Annotated in this window: 12 protein-coding genes and 1 pseudogene; 5 read left to right on the top strand and 8 right to left on the bottom strand. The window is 52.8% G+C overall.

Annotated features, from left to right (window positions below; genetic code table 11):
* Positions 1 to 196: 196 nt before the first annotated feature.
* Positions 197 to 1,981, bottom strand: coding sequence for an SgrR family transcriptional regulator (locus M3194_RS27900; RefSeq protein WP_251657398.1), 1,785 nt, complete (start codon positions 1,979 to 1,981; stop codon positions 197 to 199).
* Positions 1,982 to 2,107: 126 nt separating this feature from the next.
* On the opposite strand from M3194_RS27900, the gene M3194_RS27895 reads away from it, so the two are divergent.
* Positions 2,108 to 2,293, top strand: a complete 186-nt coding sequence (locus M3194_RS27895) for a hypothetical protein (protein WP_251657397.1) — start codon at positions 2,108 to 2,110, stop codon at positions 2,291 to 2,293.
* 26 nt (positions 2,294 to 2,319) lie between these two features.
* On the opposite strand, the gene M3194_RS27890 is transcribed toward M3194_RS27895, so the two are convergent.
* A complete protein-coding gene (locus tag M3194_RS27890; RefSeq protein WP_251657396.1) occupies positions 2,320 to 3,021 on the bottom strand; it encodes a phosphatase PAP2 family protein in 702 nt (233 codons plus the stop codon).
* A gap of 255 nt (positions 3,022 to 3,276) precedes the next feature.
* Between M3194_RS27890 and M3194_RS27885 the strand changes: the two genes are divergently transcribed.
* The 3 genes from M3194_RS27885 to M3194_RS27875 all read left to right on the top strand — a co-directional run bounded on the left by M3194_RS27885 (position 3,277) and on the right by M3194_RS27875 (position 4,637).
* A complete protein-coding gene (locus M3194_RS27885) occupies positions 3,277 to 3,657 on the top strand; it encodes an ArsR/SmtB family transcription factor (protein WP_251657395.1) in 381 nt (126 codons plus the stop codon).
* Positions 3,654 to 4,169, top strand: coding sequence for an SRPBCC family protein (locus M3194_RS27880; protein WP_251657394.1), 516 nt, complete (start codon positions 3,654 to 3,656; stop codon positions 4,167 to 4,169). The genes M3194_RS27885 and M3194_RS27880 overlap by 4 nt, the downstream gene beginning before the upstream one ends.
* Positions 4,170 to 4,355: 186 nt before the next feature.
* Entirely contained in the window at positions 4,356 to 4,637 is a 282-nt protein-coding gene (locus tag M3194_RS27875) for a translation initiation factor 2 (RefSeq protein WP_251657393.1), read from the top strand.
* A 34-nt stretch (positions 4,638 to 4,671) separates the two neighbouring features.
* Here the strand turns inward: M3194_RS27875 and M3194_RS27870 are convergent.
* Positions 4,672 to 4,926, bottom strand: a pseudogene (locus M3194_RS27870) (AAA family ATPase); the annotation flags it as partial.
* A 148-nt stretch (positions 4,927 to 5,074) separates the two neighbouring features.
* Positions 5,075 to 5,500 (bottom strand): organic hydroperoxide resistance protein, encoded by a 426-nt coding sequence (locus M3194_RS27865; protein WP_251657392.1) that lies wholly within the window; start codon positions 5,498 to 5,500, stop codon positions 5,075 to 5,077.
* Positions 5,501 to 5,662: 162 nt separating this feature from the next.
* Here M3194_RS27865 and M3194_RS27860 point away from each other — a divergent pair, with 162 nt between their 5' ends.
* Positions 5,663 to 6,880, top strand: coding sequence for a low temperature requirement protein A (locus M3194_RS27860; protein WP_251657391.1), 1,218 nt, complete (start codon positions 5,663 to 5,665; stop codon positions 6,878 to 6,880).
* A gap of 85 nt (positions 6,881 to 6,965) precedes the next feature.
* Here the strand turns inward: M3194_RS27860 and M3194_RS27855 are convergent, their stop codons facing one another.
* The 4 genes from M3194_RS27855 to M3194_RS27840 form a co-directional block, all read right to left on the bottom strand.
* Entirely contained in the window at positions 6,966 to 9,122 is a 2,157-nt protein-coding gene (locus tag M3194_RS27855; RefSeq protein WP_251657390.1) for a hypothetical protein, read from the bottom strand.
* 13 nt (positions 9,123 to 9,135) lie between these two features.
* The gene (locus M3194_RS27850) at positions 9,136 to 12,561 is read right to left on the bottom strand and encodes a carbohydrate-binding protein (protein ID WP_251657389.1); all 3,426 of its coding nucleotides are present in this window, start codon (positions 12,559 to 12,561) and stop codon (positions 9,136 to 9,138) included.
* Positions 12,562 to 12,710: 149 nt separating this feature from the next.
* Positions 12,711 to 14,684, bottom strand: coding sequence for a type 2 periplasmic-binding domain-containing protein (locus M3194_RS27845; RefSeq protein ID WP_251657388.1), 1,974 nt, complete (start codon positions 14,682 to 14,684; stop codon positions 12,711 to 12,713).
* 105 nt (positions 14,685 to 14,789) lie between these two features.
* Entirely contained in the window at positions 14,790 to 15,692 is a 903-nt protein-coding gene (locus M3194_RS27840) for a carbohydrate ABC transporter permease (RefSeq protein ID WP_251657387.1), read from the bottom strand.
* Positions 15,693 to 15,704: the final 12 nt, after the last annotated feature.

Below are 15,704 nucleotides of genomic sequence, written 5' to 3'. Positions count from 1 at the left end.
TTGCCGAAAGTGAGCCTCGAGGTCGGGTGGCTTTCCCTTGCCCATAACTTGCTGAAGAAAGCAGCAAGAGCAAAAATATCGCTGCAAGGGTAACCCTCTGCAGCGATATTTTCATGAAAAAACGTTTTTATTTACCTATGCGAGCCGTCTTTATAGTGAGCGATCACCTTTTGAGACGGCCTCTTCTTCCTTTCTATTATGAGGTACGAAAAATATCCTTGAAATCAATCCAGCCAAGCGAATTGATCCGCACGCCTTTTAACGAAGGATGATAATCGGTATGAAACTTCATATGAAGCAGAAAATAGACCTGCTGCTCCTCCTTCAATCTCTCTTCAACCGCGGTATAGATGGCCTTCCGAATGGAGGGATCCTCGCTTGCCAGCGCCCGATCGAAGCTTTCCATCGTCCAGCGAGACAGCTCCGGGCTCATCAGCTCCTTCAGGTAGCTTCCTTCCTGCTCGCAGCCTTCAATGAGGCTTACTTCCTCCTCCGGAAAGACCAGCGCATGGAATAAGAGATCAACCTCATGCAGCACCTCGTGAATCGTATACGGCGCCTCAATCCGGACTTCAGCCTGAATACCCGCACGGCGGAGACGCTCTTGAATCCAGTACACATCTTCCGCATGACCCGGATGCGCGCACAGGAACAGCGGAGCTCCGTCATACCCCGCTTCCAGCAGCAGCCTGCGAGCCTCCTCCGGTTCCAGGCAGTCCTCAGCCGGATCATCGACAGCCATAAGCTCGGGGAAAAATCCTTTCGCCGGGAAATCCCTGTACCCGGATAATTCCCGGATCATGGCGCTCCGGTCAATCAGCCGGTTCGTGATACGGCGGAATTCGTCCGAATGCTGCGGTCCAACTCTTTGCATATTCCAGCTGAGCAGGCTGGTACATAAGCTTTTGGATTCGATCTGAATCCAGCCGTTCTCTGCCGTTACGTCTCTCAGCGTTGGATCGCAGATCAGCTGCTGCCAGTTGATCATTCCCGCTCTTACCGCTTCCGCCTGCGGTACGTGGACGATCTCAACCTGGTCCAGATGCGCCCGGGACTGGTAGTAATGAGGGTTCGCCCCAAGCAGCAGCTTCCCGTCCTTCCACTCTTCAACCTGGAAAGGTCCGGTACCGGACGGCTTCTTCCAGAACTGCTCTTCGCTCTGCCCCATCAACCCGGCAGGCAGAATCGCCATAACGTTAGAGGAAGCGTATTTCAGAAACAGCCAGTTCGGCCTGACCAAATGAAATCTCACAATTCGCTCCGATACGGCTTCGACCGTCCGCAAGGAACGCATGATCCAGCTGTTGCGCTTGCCGCCGTTTCTCAGCCGTTCCGCCGTAAAGACCACATCCCCCGCAGTCAGCTCCTGTCCGCCATGGAACAGAATGCCTTTCCGCAGATGGAAGGTCCATACGGTGGCATCTTCATTATGCTCCCAATAATGGGCGATCCCGGCCTTGATCTGTCCGGTCGACTGCTCCAGCAGCACTAGCCGGTCGAATATCTGCTGAATCATATGCGAGCATAACGAATACACGAAATCCGCCGGGTCCAGCGTCATAACCGTCTTGAATATCGGAAGGCGAAGCACGTCGGCTTCTTTGCCCGGCTGCTTGCGGAAGCCAAAGCTGCCGCTCATCCAGTCCATAAATTTCTCGTTCGCCGCCGTTCCGTCCCCAAAAGTTTGCAGAAGATGAAATGCCTTATTGTACTCCCCGTCCTCCGCATACTGCCGAGACAAATCAAGCAGCAGCTTCTCCCGGTCTTCCCGGAAGGTAATATGCGAGCGGTTGCCTCTGCCCCGCCCCGCCCTCCAGTCAATCAAGCCCTCTTCCGTCAGCTTTCGAAGCACAAGCTTGGCATTGCGTTCCGTGCAAAATAACGCCTCCGCCACCTGCTCCAGGGATGCCTCTGCCGTAGCGCCCGCCCCAAGCTCGCCCGCAAAACGATTGTACAAAGTCAAATACCTCTCCAATGCCACCAATCTTCTCACCTCGCTAAAAGGGGAAATCTATTGCACATATTCTACACTTTTTACCTCATTCTTTCACCTGCATAATGAAAACAAGAAGAGGTACTTGGACCTCAAATAAAGGGGATGTTCATCATGTCTTACGATTACAATGACTACCATACCTTCGATCAACTGTACAAAATGCGTCAAGCCGAAATCGAACGGGCGATCCGTTTGGGACTGTATGTAAAGCATGACGGCGATTTCAAAAAAACGCGCCGCAAGCTCGCAGCTCCTCTCCTGCATCTTATGAAGCCGCTTATGTGGAGGAAAAGATGATCGGCAACGCATGAAAAAGGACCATCCTAGGTATGGGACGGTCCTTCATTACTCTCCCCCTGAAGCCGGAATTTCCGGGAAATCCATCGTTTCTCCAGGAAACGTTCGTATAACCCGATACTCATCATCAGCCAAGCCGCGCTTACCAAATACCCGCCGATTACATCGCTTGGATAATGGACCCCAAGATAGATTCTGCTGATGCCAATCATCAGGATTAACGCGGTGCCCATCAGAATAACCACCGTTCGCATCCATCTGTACTTCAAGTGCTTCCATAGAAAGTAGATCGTAATCCCGTAAAGCGTAAAGGCCGACATTGAATGTCCGCTTGGGAAGCTGAATCCCGATGCCTCCACAATCCGGTTAATATCCGGTCTTGCCCGTTGAAAGACCGTCTTCAGCAGCAGATTCAGCAGCGCCGAGCATCCGATAACGCCGAGATAGAAGATAAGCTCTCTCCGATAGCCGATCAACGCAAGCACCACTGCAAAACCAACGATAATCAGAATGACTAGAAATTCCGATCCAAGCTCGGTAAAGCCCTTCATCCACGCCGTCCATGCATTCGAATGATTGCTGCGAATCACATCTATAATGGCATCGTCAAATGCTGCAATCCGCCGCTGGCTGACCAGCTGCGCGATCCAGCCAAATACGAACAGGATAACAATCGTGATGACAAAGGCGCGCAGCAACAACGTGTTCTGCTTCCGGTTTGTTTTCATTCCAATACGCTTCTCCCTCTTCCCTTTGTTCTTATTATACCCTCATACGGCCAAATCAAGAGTTTGGTAGCACAAAAAGCGGCTGATTCGCGGTAATCGGCTGCTTTACTCTATGGCCACCGTTAAATTCCCTGCTATACCGGGTAAGGATGAAGTAAACGAAAAATATTTTAAATATTCCTTTACAGGAATATTCCCTGTGGTGTATATTTAAATCAACAACAAGAGATACTATCACATAAAGAGGTGAACGGCATGTCAGGACATAATCCGGGCTTGGATATGACGACGCTGAGCGCATTGTCTGAGCCCAATCGGATGAACATCGTTGAGCTGCTGCGCGACGGTCCCCTGACAGTAGGAGAAATCGCCGACCGGCTGGGGATTAGACAGCCCCAAGCTTCCAAGCATCTGAAGGTGCTTAGTGATAGCGGAATCGTGGAAGTGAAAGCTGATGCCAATCGAAGATACTACAAGCTCCGGCCCGAGCCCTTCCACTTGCTGGATTCATGGGTTAACTCCTTCCGCCGCATTATGGAAGAACGGTACGACAACCTGGAGAAGTATCTGCAGGAGCTGCAAAAGAGCGAACAATACCAACATCCCAAACCAAATAACGAGGAGGATTTCAAATGACAAACGCAATGGTTTCAAGAGTGGAAAACGAGAATGTATTGGTGCTGGAGCGCGTATTCGCCGCGCCGCGCGAGCTGGTGTTCAAGATGTTCAAGGAGCCCGAGCATCTGAAGAACTGGTGGGGACCTAGAGGCTGGGAAGTGCCCGTTTGCAAGATCGATTTCCGTCCTGGCGGCGTATGGCATTATTGCATGAAATGCATGGATGAGAGCCAAGGGGAATTTTACGGCATGGAATCATGGGGCAAAGGCGTCTATAAGGAAATTGACGAGCCAAACAGCTTCAGCTATACCGATTACTTCTCCGATGCGGAAGGCACTATCAATACCGAGCTGCCCGCAACGGACATCGTCTTGGAATTCGTTGATCTGGGCGACGGCACTACGAAGCTTGTTAACCGCGCTGTCTATGCTTCGGGCGACGCGCTCAAGACCGTTATGGACATGGGCATGCTGCAAGGCATCACCGAAACATGGGATCGCCTCGAAGAAGCGCTGAACGCAGCGAAATAAGCTGTAACGGAACCAATAAAAAGCGGTAGACCGGGACTTGATCATCAAGTCTGGTCTACCGCTTTTTTTTTGCGGTTCCAACCGCTTCTGCCCCATGTGCGGCAATCGCGCCCATACCCTGCCAACCGCTTCTGCATAGGCTGTTATCTAGGGAACAGAAGAAGCTTTGCGAGGTGAACGTGATTCATGAGTCACAATAAAAATGGCAGCAACGACAGCAAGAATCAAAACAATAATGATTCCATTGACCTCATCGTCGCCCGTCTTGGATATATTGGCGCGATTATCGCTACGTTAGGTGACGGCATTGCTGCCATCGCTGCAGGCATAGCCCTTCGGGCATTGGAAGAGGAGACCTTCTCCGAATCACGATCCGAGGTTGATCAGCTGAGACAAACCGAATCTGTGCAGCAGCAGATTGATTTTTATATTAATGAGTTAGTTCAGATCAGAAAAATGATTAAATAGATAACTAAACGCCTTCGCCACTCGGCGAAAGCTTCTAGTCCATCAGATGTTTAATCATCTGCTCGGTATTATTCAGAAACTGCTTCATGATGATGTAATGATCCGTCTCTTCCAATTGCTTAGACTCGAACCCGACTGGTGTCAAGTTATAAATCGTGGATTGCGGGTACGCCATAATAATTGGTGAATGCGTCGAAATAATAAATTGGGAGTTCTGCTATACCAGCTCATGAATGCGTGAGAGCATCGCCATCTGACGGAATGGAGACAAAGCCGCCTCCGGCTCATCCCCCTCTAACTCGCTTTTTTCGTACTGGCACAAAAATCATACCATGCAGTCAGCTTAAGTAAAAATCCCAAAAGCCAGAATATAGCGATGACATGGAAAAGCCCACCCGATCAAATGATCAGATGGGCTTAATCTAGCAGGGTTAAAGCTAAACCACGTTTAATTGGACGTCGATATTGCCGCGGGTCGCTCTGGAATACGGACACACATTATGCGCCGCTTTCGCAATGTCCTCCGCCTGGCTTCTTTCCACGCCAGCCAAGGTAATGTCGAGTATAACGGCCAGCTCGAAATTGTCCTCCGCATCTTTGCCAAGAGTCACTCGCGCCGTCACCGACGTGCTGTCCGGCTTGATTTGTCTTTGCCTGCATACCAGATTGAGCGCGCTTTCGAAGCATGCGGCATACCCGCCGCCAAACAGCTGCTCCGGATTGGTTGCCCCTCCCGGGCCCCCAAGCTCCTTCGGATGCAGAACGTTGATGGACAGCAGGCCATCGTCCGATTCGAGCTTGCCGTCACGGCCTCCAACTGCCTTAACACTTGTCTTATACAACTCTTTCGATATCACTTGCATTCCCTCCTGAATCTTGCGCTTGTGTTTCCGCTCCCGAATGAAATGACCACAATCGAAAAAGCAGCACCATAGGAAATATTCCCTTAAGGGGATTACTTCAATCATCCTTACATGATACAATCGACGAAAACTATGGAGCCCATTGGACGAAGGAGAGAACGAATGAAGAGAATAGCAACAGACGCCATGCTGTTCCGCAGCAGGGGCAGCAGCGATTCCGGTAAAGTGTCCTTTATCGAATTGTTTTTTGACTTAATCTTTGTCTTTGCGGTCACCCAGTTATCCCATTCCTTTCTGAAAAATTTCACTTTGGAAGGCGCCATTCACCTCGGCATCCTGACCATGGCAATCTGGTGGGTCTGGATCTTTACCGCTTGGGTGATGAACTGGCTGAATCCGGAAACGACGCGCGTCCGGTTTATGCTTATTGGACTTATGCTGGTCGGACTAATCATGTCGAGCTCCTTAACGGAAGCCTTTGAGAAAACGGGCATTTATTTCGCTTGTGCCTACACCTTGTTCCAGGTGGGAAGAACCGCTTATACCGTCTGGGTTCTGCAAAAAGGTTCCACCGAGCTCCGCATTAACTTCATCCGCATCATGAGTTGGCTGGCATTTTCCGGCATCTTCTGGATTGCCGGGGGAATTGCGCATGAAGAGAATCGGCTTGCCCTATGGGCTATCGCGCTGTTTATCGAGTACCTCTCCCCATCGCTTGGCTTCTGGGTGCCTAGACTTGGCAAAACGCCAACTACCGTATGGGATGTGGAAGGCTCGCATATGGCGGAGCGCTGCGGATTGTTCATTATTATTGCGCTTGGCGAATCCATTCTGGTCACGGGGGCGACCTTCGCCGAATTAGAATGGGATCTCCTTACCTTAAGCTCATTTGTTATTGCATTCATAAGCTCCGTCGCCATGTGGTGGATTTATTTCAACATGACAGCCAAAACAGGCCATCACTTCATCGCGCATTCCGACGATCCGGGCCGTGTTGCCCGCTCCGCTTACACCTATACGCATCTTCTCCTCGTTGCAGGCATTATCTTGTCCGCCGTAGCAGATGAACTGGTGCTTGCGCATCCAACCGGTCACACGGAGCTGAAGACCGCTCTCGTTATCATCGCGGGGCCGGCGCTCTATCTGCTTGGAAACATGCTGTTTACGCGAATTGTAGCAGGCGTGATCTCCGCTCCTTATACCGTCGGGGTTATCGTGCTTGTGGCTTCGCTTCTGCTCTACAGTGTCATTTCACCGCTCTTCTTAACTATTATCGCAACGTTAACGCTTATTGGCGTCGCTATTTGGGGCTCCGCCTTCACGGAGCGGCTTTGCCAGATAAAGCCGCTGCCGGGGCAGCATAAGACTGAAGCTTTATAAGGGTATGGGAAAAGGCAACCGCTTGAGCGGTTGCCTTTTTTGAATGGATATAATATAGCGTTCACGATATTCCCGGCTGCTAATTCTATGGTACAAGCCTAGCAATCTTTTCAAACAACGAATCGTCTGCCCGCTCGCCGTTTGCGTACAGCTCCGACCCTTCTTCTCCGATAGCTGCCGTCAGACGTCCGTTGGCGATTTTAAGGCCGATTAGACCTCCGCCATGAATATCAAACGCGATGCCGGCGTAATGGAACGACACATTTAACTCCCCGCCCAGACGCGGAAGTAACGTCAATACGGTCCCGTCATCATCGTAAGAGGTTTTGGCAAGAACACCCGGAGGCAAATGCAGCTCCTTGTATTCTTCAAGATCATGCAATAGAGACTCGAAGTATGGCGTAAGCGGCAGCTCGAACGAATAATAGTCAACATTGGCTCTTCGCGCCGCGATGGCCAGATCGTCATGCCTGATCGTCACCCTGGTATCTCCTGCTCCGTTTGCAACGGAGAACGGAAAACATTTCATCGGGATCCGGTCCCTCGTAAACCATAGATCCCAAGCCACGTATTCGTATTCGCCCGAATAGTCAATTTCCCCTCGGTCGCCCTCATGAACCGCTGTTCCGGTAAGTTCCTCGAATTCAGCTGCAATATTCCTGCCTTCCGTCGTGCAAACCGCAGGCGGCCCGATAACAATCAAACGTTTCCCGGTCAACTCGCCATATCGCCGAATTCGCTCCCATGCAGCCTCCGGCAGCATCGCCGGCCAAAGCACAATCAACGCGTCGTAGCGTGAGAGCTGCTCTTCATAGGCAGGCACGACATCAACCTCCACGTGACGCAGCATCAGCTTATGCAGCAGCGCCTTCAGGCTTAGGCGGTGATAATGCATAAACGAATCGTTGCGATAGGCGACCGATTCCCATGCATACATCAAAGCGACTCGAGGACGGCTGACCGCTTTGCCGACAAATCGCTGCATCGCCTTCTGCATCGCAACGCAGCGGCTAGTTATCGCCCACGTCGGGTGATGAGGATAGCCGGGTCCGAACGGTCCGGAATGTCCGTAGGCATGAGCGACCCAGCGTACGTTGCGGGCGGCAAGCAAACGATGGTAATACGTCATTTTTCCGGAGGTTGGCTCCCGGTCCCAGCACATGTTGTACGCCAACCCGCTGTCCGAGTATTTCGCAAGCGACTCCGCAAGCATCGTCATGGAGAGCATCGTCCGCTCCGCGTCGTATTGCGCATCGACAAAACCTCCGCTTAGGTTATCCGTCAGCTTAAAATAGTCGATATTGCCCGCCCACAGATCGCCGGAATTGCCTTCTCCCCACCACGTGCTGTGAAAACCCATAAAGGAAGCCTTTCCATGCTGCTTTTCGTACCGCTCCTTCAGCTCTTTCTGGATCCGGTACGTCAGCTCCATCGTCAAATTGTAATAGTCGAAACGAAGCTTGCCCAAGCGATCGTCCGCCGACTTGTGCCGCATCAGATAAATCCGGTCGAGAAATTCATAGCCGTATCGATGGCGAAAAGCTTCCAAAAAAGCGGCTCCGCCTAAATAGACGTCTTCCTTCTTGCTGCCGGCTCCGAATTCGTCGATGGCGAAGCCGTCAAGCTTCATTCCAAGGTAACAAGCAAGCGTTTCGTCTATGGACTCGGCCATGGCAGCACTCGCAAAATCGGGATAATCGGTCGAGTAGGACGCATAGAGCAGCAAGTCGCCGTCCTCCCCATACCTTCCGCTTAGATCGGAGCGGCTCGTAATGACCAGACGGACATCCCTTAATTCCGCGGTAATATCTTTTGCCTCCCGAATAATTCCGCCTTCCCGCTTGACGAGAAACGCTTTGGCGATCCCTTCGTATACAGGCCGGATATCGGTATGTCCGGCAGACTCGAGATCGTTAAGCCTGATTTCGAGCTTGCCGTTTCTAATGGAGCCTTCATGCTCGCTTATCCATTTCTGTCTAGCCTCGGGATGATGTTTGAGGAGCCGCAATCCCGGCCAGGGTATAATCTGGACGAAGGCGAGGCCGTGCATTCGGGCCTCCTCCTCCGCCGTGCGCATGGCTCTCTGACCGATCTCGTCGAATTCGCTGTAGCTGCAATTCCGAAATTCAAGCGCTATTGCGTCGAAGCCATGTCCCGCGATATCGGCAACGGCATGCCGTATGCTGTCAGGTTGAGCCGCCATCGAAGTGTCGATCAGCAGCATAATAGGTGCCATTGTCATCGTTTCTTCTCCCTTATTCGAATCGGAACCAGTCAAAGTCGGTTGCGCCCGAGAACAAAATATAAATATCGTGGATGCCGCTCGCAGGCGTGAGCAAAGCCGTTCCTTCCGTCCAATTGCTCCATCCGCCCGTAGCAGGCGTCGTGATGGTTCCAATTTGCGTACCGCTCAAGCTGTCCAAGTGCACGGTCGCCGTCTTGGTCGTGGATTCGCCGTTCGCGAATCTGAATTTCAACTGCGTGAAGCCGCTGCCGAGATTGACGCCGCTATACTTTACCCAGGATCCCGAATTCAAGCCTCCGATCGTCGTAACATAATTGGAGACGCTATTGCTGCTGTTGTAGCTCTCCGCTTGAATCGTTACGGGTGTCGGAGCGCTTACGCTATCCTCGAAGCGGAACCAGTCGAAGTCGGTCATGCCGGAAAACTTGATGTAAATATCGTGCGTGCCGCTCGCTCCGGCGAGCGAACTCGTCGTCTCCACCCAATTGCTCCAGCCTCCCGTCGGCGGCGTCGATATCGAACCAATGAGCGTGCCCGTCAGACTATCCAGCCGGATCTCGGCCGTCTTGGCGCTCACATCGCCGTTCGTGAAACGAGTCCGCAGCGTTGCAAATCCGCTTCCCAGATTCACGTTGCTAAACTTGATCCAGTCTCCGTCATGAAGATCGCCTATCGTGGTGCCGAAATTGACAATGCCGCTCATATCGGCATAGCTTTCCGCTTGCAGCGTCAAGTTACCGCCGCCCGAGTTCGTGTAAGCTGCCGTCGATACCGCTGACTGCAGCATGCCCGCTTTGCTTGCCATCGCCTTTACGGTCTGTGAAGGCGATACGGTAAGCGGCGTTCTGTAGATCGGCGAGCCCGCATTCGGCGTACTGCCGTCCGTCGTGTAGCGGATCGTCGCTCCGGTCGTCGACGAAGCGATCGTCACGGTCTGCGGCGCGCTGTACGATCCCGCCGCCGGGGTGAAAGTAGGCGCGGCCGCAGTAGACTGAGAGGCTGCCGCTCCCGCGTTATTGGCACTCTGCGTATTGTGCGAGCCCGTATCTCTGACGAAGCTGCCGGTAATATTGGCCGTTTTGTTTCCTGCAAGCACCGTGCCATAGCTGCTATGGGTCAGAGTGACGGCATACTCCTTATTCCGGACGGTATTGTCCTCTACGATCGTATTTGTCGTGTCTCCTGATACGCTCACGTCGTTATTGCCGTCGTAATAGCCGATATCCGCCGTGGAGATATAGATGCCGGTATTGTAGGACGGCGCTTCCGTTATGCTATTGCCGACGGGCGTTTCGTTCGTCCCTGATATGTCATTGCCCCTGAATTCGTTGCCGAACGCCTGAACGGCGAAGTAATGGCCGCCGCCGTTGTCGAATCGCTCCGAAGCGACTCCCACGCCCGAGTTTTTGCTAAGCGGAGAAACGCCCGTCAGGACATTGCCCGTCACCCGGTTGAAGTAGTTGGGCGACAGGCTGGATTCGTTCGCGTTTTTGACATCCACGCTCCAGATAAAGACGCCTTCCGAATCCAGAAACGTATTGTTGGCGACTACGCTGTCATAGGCATTGCCGAACAACCAGATGCCCTTGTCGTTATCGGTGATCGTATTGTTGTAGGCAGTCGTATGTTCGTTAGGCGTGATAAGGGTCCATTTGCTCGTGCCGTCCGGCATTTTGTCCCATGCCTTGTCAACCGTGATCGTATTGCCGGAGATGCCCGTTACTCTGCGCAGTTGTCCGAGCCCCGTTCCGTCGATAATCTGGATAGCCGGATAGCTGTACATGACGGTCGGCGTGACCAGCGCGCGATCCGCGCTGACCGTGACGTTAAGTCCGCTTGCCGAACTAACCGTTCCGTAGTTGAAATAACCGCCCGGCGCTTCCGACATGATCGCTTCGCCGTCGTTATCGTGCCCCTCGACAAGCCCGCTCGCCACGGAGCGCATGCCGACGATCGTATTGTCCGCCACGTAGTTGTTGGCGCGCACCGACAATCCGTGTTTCTCGGCATTGACGGCGGTATGTCCGATGAGGGTATTGCCCGTCGCGATGTAATATTCCGCCGTATTAATGTAGACGCCGAAGCTGAATTCCATATAGGAGTTCGTAAACGAAGAATATTGGTTGACATAGTTATGAGCGTAACCCGCAAAACCGCGGAAGTCGCTGTCCGCAACGAGAAAACGTTCCTTGCCGAGCGTCATCATCGGGAAGCCGCGCTGCCCTGGGGCGCCGTTCGTGCCAAGATCATAATCGATCTTTACGCCTTTAAGGAACATCTGCTCGGCCGTGCGCTGCAATACATTGCCTGCCGGATAAGTCGGATTGCCGCTTCCGTCCAATACCTCCCACGGAGAGCCGAGTATGAGGAAAATATCCGGACGGCTCGTGTGGCCGGGAGCGATGGTCACCGTCAGATTGGCTACGCCGACCTGACCGAAGTTCGTTTTGCTATCGATAGCCGTGGCGCCGCCCGTCCCTATATACTGCAATATTGTACCCGAGCGGCTCTGGCCGCGGAGGACGACTTTGCGCGAGAGATGCAAGGATGTGATCCGGTACGTTCCGTCTGTCAGATACACGACGCCACCGTTCGGATTTGTGCCCGCAGCGTCGATGGCAGCCTGAATGTCGGCAGTCTCGTCGACCCCGCTGTTAGGAGCTGCGCCGTACGAGCTCGCGTTCACTTGGTTCGCCCAGTTGAAGTTGCCCGCCCAAGCAACGCCAAGCCCCAGCGGGTCGCTTCCCGCGGAGACGACCTGCAGCTGCTGCCCGCTGCTCGGCTTGCTCCAGTGCACGCCGCCGTCGCTTGAGATCTCGACGTCGTACGTGCCCAGCGGTGTGTTAGACGAGATAGAAAACTCGGCCATATACGCATTGCCGGACGTGATGGTCTGGTTCACCGCGTTTGAGCTGTTTTTTAATCGAACCACGGTTCCGTTCCCTGCTCCAAATTCGGAGCCCGCGAAATTCCGGCCGACGATCGTGATTTTTTGGCTGGACCAGGCTTGTTTCTCGGAAATCCAGAGCGCGCGCGCCGCATTGAGCTTAGCCGGAGCGCTCCAGCCCGTGGCGTTTTTGACCCATACGTTATAGACGCCCGCGGCCACCCCGCCAGGCATTGTCACCGTGACGTAATTCCCTTTCCGGTCGCTCTGGATAATGGTTGGGTGCAGGGCGTCAGCCGGTGGCGCAGCCGGAGACGTATTGGCCGAATCCAGCTTGATCGCGACGTCTTGCGAGGATGCCGTCATATCCCACCCCGTGATCGTAAACGTTTTGCCAGCCTGCACCGCATCCGATAACCGGTCAATCTTTGGAGCGTTAGCCGCATAAACCGGCCGGACATCTAGCGCGGCTATCAAGGTGAATAACATGGCCAGGACAAGGATTTGGGACAAGCTTTTGCGATACTGCCTTCCAAGCGTTGCGTACATCAGTTAGCCTCCTAACAGATTGGTTTGTCGTTCTGTAAGCGGTTTCCAATTCGCGTATATGCAACCCCCTGCCTGACAACCTCGCCACTAGGGGCGAGGTTGTCAGGCAGGGGGATTGATGTCCGGATAGCTTGAATAGCCGCAGACTTTTATTTCAGCGATTCAAGCTGATCTTTGTTCGCCGTTTTGAAATAATCGTCGATCTTTTTCCGCAGCTCCTCGTTGCCTCCGTTTTTCTTCGCGATCTCGCTGAACTGCTTCCACAGCTCTTCGAAATGCGCATCGTCGCGGGCCGCAAGCGTCTTGGTCAACGCTTTCTCGAAAGCGTCGCGGCCTTTCCAGAACTGATCGGCTTCCGGCACGACGCCGAAGAAATTCCAGATCTGCATGTCGTTATTGATCGGTATGCCAAGATCCGAGTACGAATGGTTAGGCAGATTGCCCGGATCGAAGAAGTTTCTTGCCTCCGAAGGCGAAATGACCCGGTCGTAGCTGTAGAACGGCGATACTTTGGAACCGCCCCACATGTAGGTCGGATAATAAGGCCAGCCGCTGCCGTACACGTTCGTTGAAGCCAATCTTGTGTTCGCCAGGTTGTATTGAAGCGACTTTCCGTTGTCCTTGTTGTAAACCATAGCATCCTCAAGATCCTTGTCCTTGAACACGCGCTTGCCGTCTACCTCGTCGAATAAGCCCGCGCTTTTTGGTCCCCAGGTGTACATTTTCTCGCCGACCTCGGAAACCATGTAATCCAGGAAGCGGACGACCTGCGGCAGATCCTCTTCCTTCACGCTGTCCTTGAAAATAACGACGCCGATATTGTTTTTGACGCCGCCCATCGGCGAGATGAATTTATCCGTGTTGACCGGTGAATCCAGGAACACTTTGCGATACCTGTACGTTTTGCCCGCGGCTTTCATGACATTCTCGTCAGGCATATCGTACAGATAAGCTACCGCGTATTGTCCGTTATTCAGCTTCTCCAGGTGCATCGCGTTGTTCTCGACAAGCGAGTTCGGGTCCATCACCTTATCGCGCACGAATTGGTTGAAGTCATGCACGATATTTTTGAAGAACGGCTGCTGGAACATATATTCGATCTGCTGCGTTTCTTTGTCAAAGTACGTAAAATAGTTGCTGCCTTTCGGAATTCGGCCATACAGGTTGGCCAGAACGGCCAGCGTGCCCCAGTTGTCTTGGCCGCCAAACGCGTAGCTCACTTCGACCGGCTTGCCGTTCTCCGTGATGTTCTCGGTTTTAATTAAATTTTGGAGATCGTATAGAAGCTTTTTGAAATCTTCCGTTGTTTTGACAGGAACGTCGTAGATATCCTCTCTGCTGAATTTTCCGCCCTTCTCGACGAACAACGATTCAATCTCGTCCTGCGTCTTGGCCTCAGGGTACAGCTTCTTCAATAGATCATCGCGCACCCACACGAATTGGTCCGTACCCTCGAGCGCGTTCGGAGTGACAAACGACGGATCCATGATTTTCATGGATCGGTCAGGGTCCCCCATCTGCGTCGGGAACGAATAGATGCTTCCATCCTGATCGTTATTGGTCGAAAAACGTTTGACGTAAGGGAACGTCTCGAAGCTCAGGCGCTTCTGCAGATTCGGAGCATACTTCTCGATCGCTTCCGTCAGGTCATACGCCTTGCCCGCGGCAAACATGTCCTTAAGGCTGCCCATGCCGGAATCGGTGACAAACGCGAGATCGGGCCAATCGTTCGCCGCGTTGATCATGCCGAGTTTGACGTCAATTGCCTGCCCGCCGTTGTCGAAAGAGCCGTCCTTGTCGATCTCGATGCCCGTTACCCGCTTGATCTCCGGACTAACGATATCCTCCGTTGGAACCGGGCGTTTAGCGTCGCCCGTGCCGTGCGCATACCAGATCTTCAGCTTGAGCTGTTTGCCCTTCCAATCCGGCAGCTCGGAGCTGTCGGTTACCTCATCGTACATGTCGTAATAGGCTTTTTCCCCGGAAGCGTTTCCATTTGAAGCGTTGGCTGGAGCTGCCGTCTCTGTCGGCGTATTGCCGTCGTTCGTGCACCCTGCCGTAAGCGACATCAGCAGGACTGCGGCCGTTGTCAGCATAACCGTATTGCGCATCCTTAATTTCATGCTTACTCCCCCTAGAATGAATTTGCATCTATATCATGCCGGACGTGCATTGGGTGTTGTTTACTATCCTGCCAAATCCGGCATCATACCGTGGTTATTCTCGCCCTATTCCTTAACTGCTCCAAGCGTAATCCCTTTGACAAAATGTTTCTGAAGAAACGGATATACGATAACGATCGGAATGGTCGTCAATATAATGTTGGCAGCCCGAATCGCCTGCGGTGTCACCTGTGTCTGGGTATTCGTGCCGGACGCAATGCCTGCCCGAATTGCCTCCTGGAACATGCTCGCCATCCGCTCGCCTTCCTTCAGGATTTGCATCAGAATATACTGCAGCGTGTTCAGTTTCTGATCCGTGACGAAATAAAGCGTCGTCGTCCAATCGTTCCAGTGATAAACAGCCGTCCATAATGCCATAACCGCAAGGATTGGCATCGATAACGGCACGTAGATGCGCAGCATAATGACAAACTCGTTCGCTCCGTCAATCCGCGCCGATTCGGCAAGACTGTCGGGGATCGTATACAGAAACGAACGGATGATGACCATGTTGTACAAGCTGAACGAAACCGGGAGGATATAAACAAGGAAGTTATTGAGCAGATGCATTTTCGAATAAAGCAGATAGACGGGAATGAGACCGCCGCCGAAATACATCGGAATCATCAGGAAAATCAATATGGCTCCCTTACCCTGCAGCCCTTTCAGAGTGAATGCGTACGCGCAGGTGTACTGAACGAGCAGGGCGAAGGCCGTGCCGATCACGACGCGGAGCACGGAAATAAGCGTCGACTGGATAATGGCGGAGTTCGTAAGCAGCATCTCGAAGTTGGCAAACGACAGCTCCCGCGGATAGAAGGTAAGGCCGCCGAATTGAGAATCCGTCGGATCGTTGAGAGCGTAAGCGAGAACGTTAAGATACGGGAACACCATGGCGACTACGATCAGGATCAGCAACGAGGCGTTGCCGATTTTGAAGATGCGGTACGACAGCGATTCATGATTCAATGGGGCATCCTC

This window comes from Paenibacillus glycanilyticus (assembly GCF_023715145.1).
GTDB classification, from domain to species: Bacteria; Bacillota; Bacilli; order Paenibacillales; family Paenibacillaceae; genus Pristimantibacillus; species Pristimantibacillus glycanilyticus_A.
The sequence above is the reverse complement of the archived record's forward strand: the minus strand, read 5'-3'. Positions and strand labels throughout refer to the sequence as shown.

Coding starts and splice junctions, on each gene's coding strand:
- M3194_RS27890 (WP_251657396.1), bottom strand. CDS start 3,021: ATGAAAACAAACCGGAAGCAGAACACGTTGTTGCTGCGCGCCTTTGTC.
- M3194_RS27880 (WP_251657394.1), top strand. CDS start 3,654: ATGACAAACGCAATGGTTTCAAGAGTGGAAAACGAGAATGTATTGGTG.
- M3194_RS27850 (WP_251657389.1), bottom strand. CDS start 12,561: ATGTACGCAACGCTTGGAAGGCAGTATCGCAAAAGCTTGTCCCAAATC.
- M3194_RS27845 (WP_251657388.1), bottom strand. CDS start 14,684: ATGAAATTAAGGATGCGCAATACGGTTATGCTGACAACGGCCGCAGTC.
- M3194_RS27885 (WP_251657395.1), top strand. CDS start 3,277: ATGTCAGGACATAATCCGGGCTTGGATATGACGACGCTGAGCGCATTG.
- M3194_RS27875 (WP_251657393.1), top strand. CDS start 4,356: ATGAGTCACAATAAAAATGGCAGCAACGACAGCAAGAATCAAAACAAT.
- M3194_RS27860 (WP_251657391.1), top strand. CDS start 5,663: ATGAAGAGAATAGCAACAGACGCCATGCTGTTCCGCAGCAGGGGCAGC.
- M3194_RS27865 (WP_251657392.1), bottom strand. CDS start 5,500: ATGCAAGTGATATCGAAAGAGTTGTATAAGACAAGTGTTAAGGCAGTT.
- M3194_RS27895 (WP_251657397.1), top strand. CDS start 2,108: ATGTCTTACGATTACAATGACTACCATACCTTCGATCAACTGTACAAA.
- M3194_RS27855 (WP_251657390.1), bottom strand. CDS start 9,122: ATGACAATGGCACCTATTATGCTGCTGATCGACACTTCGATGGCGGCT.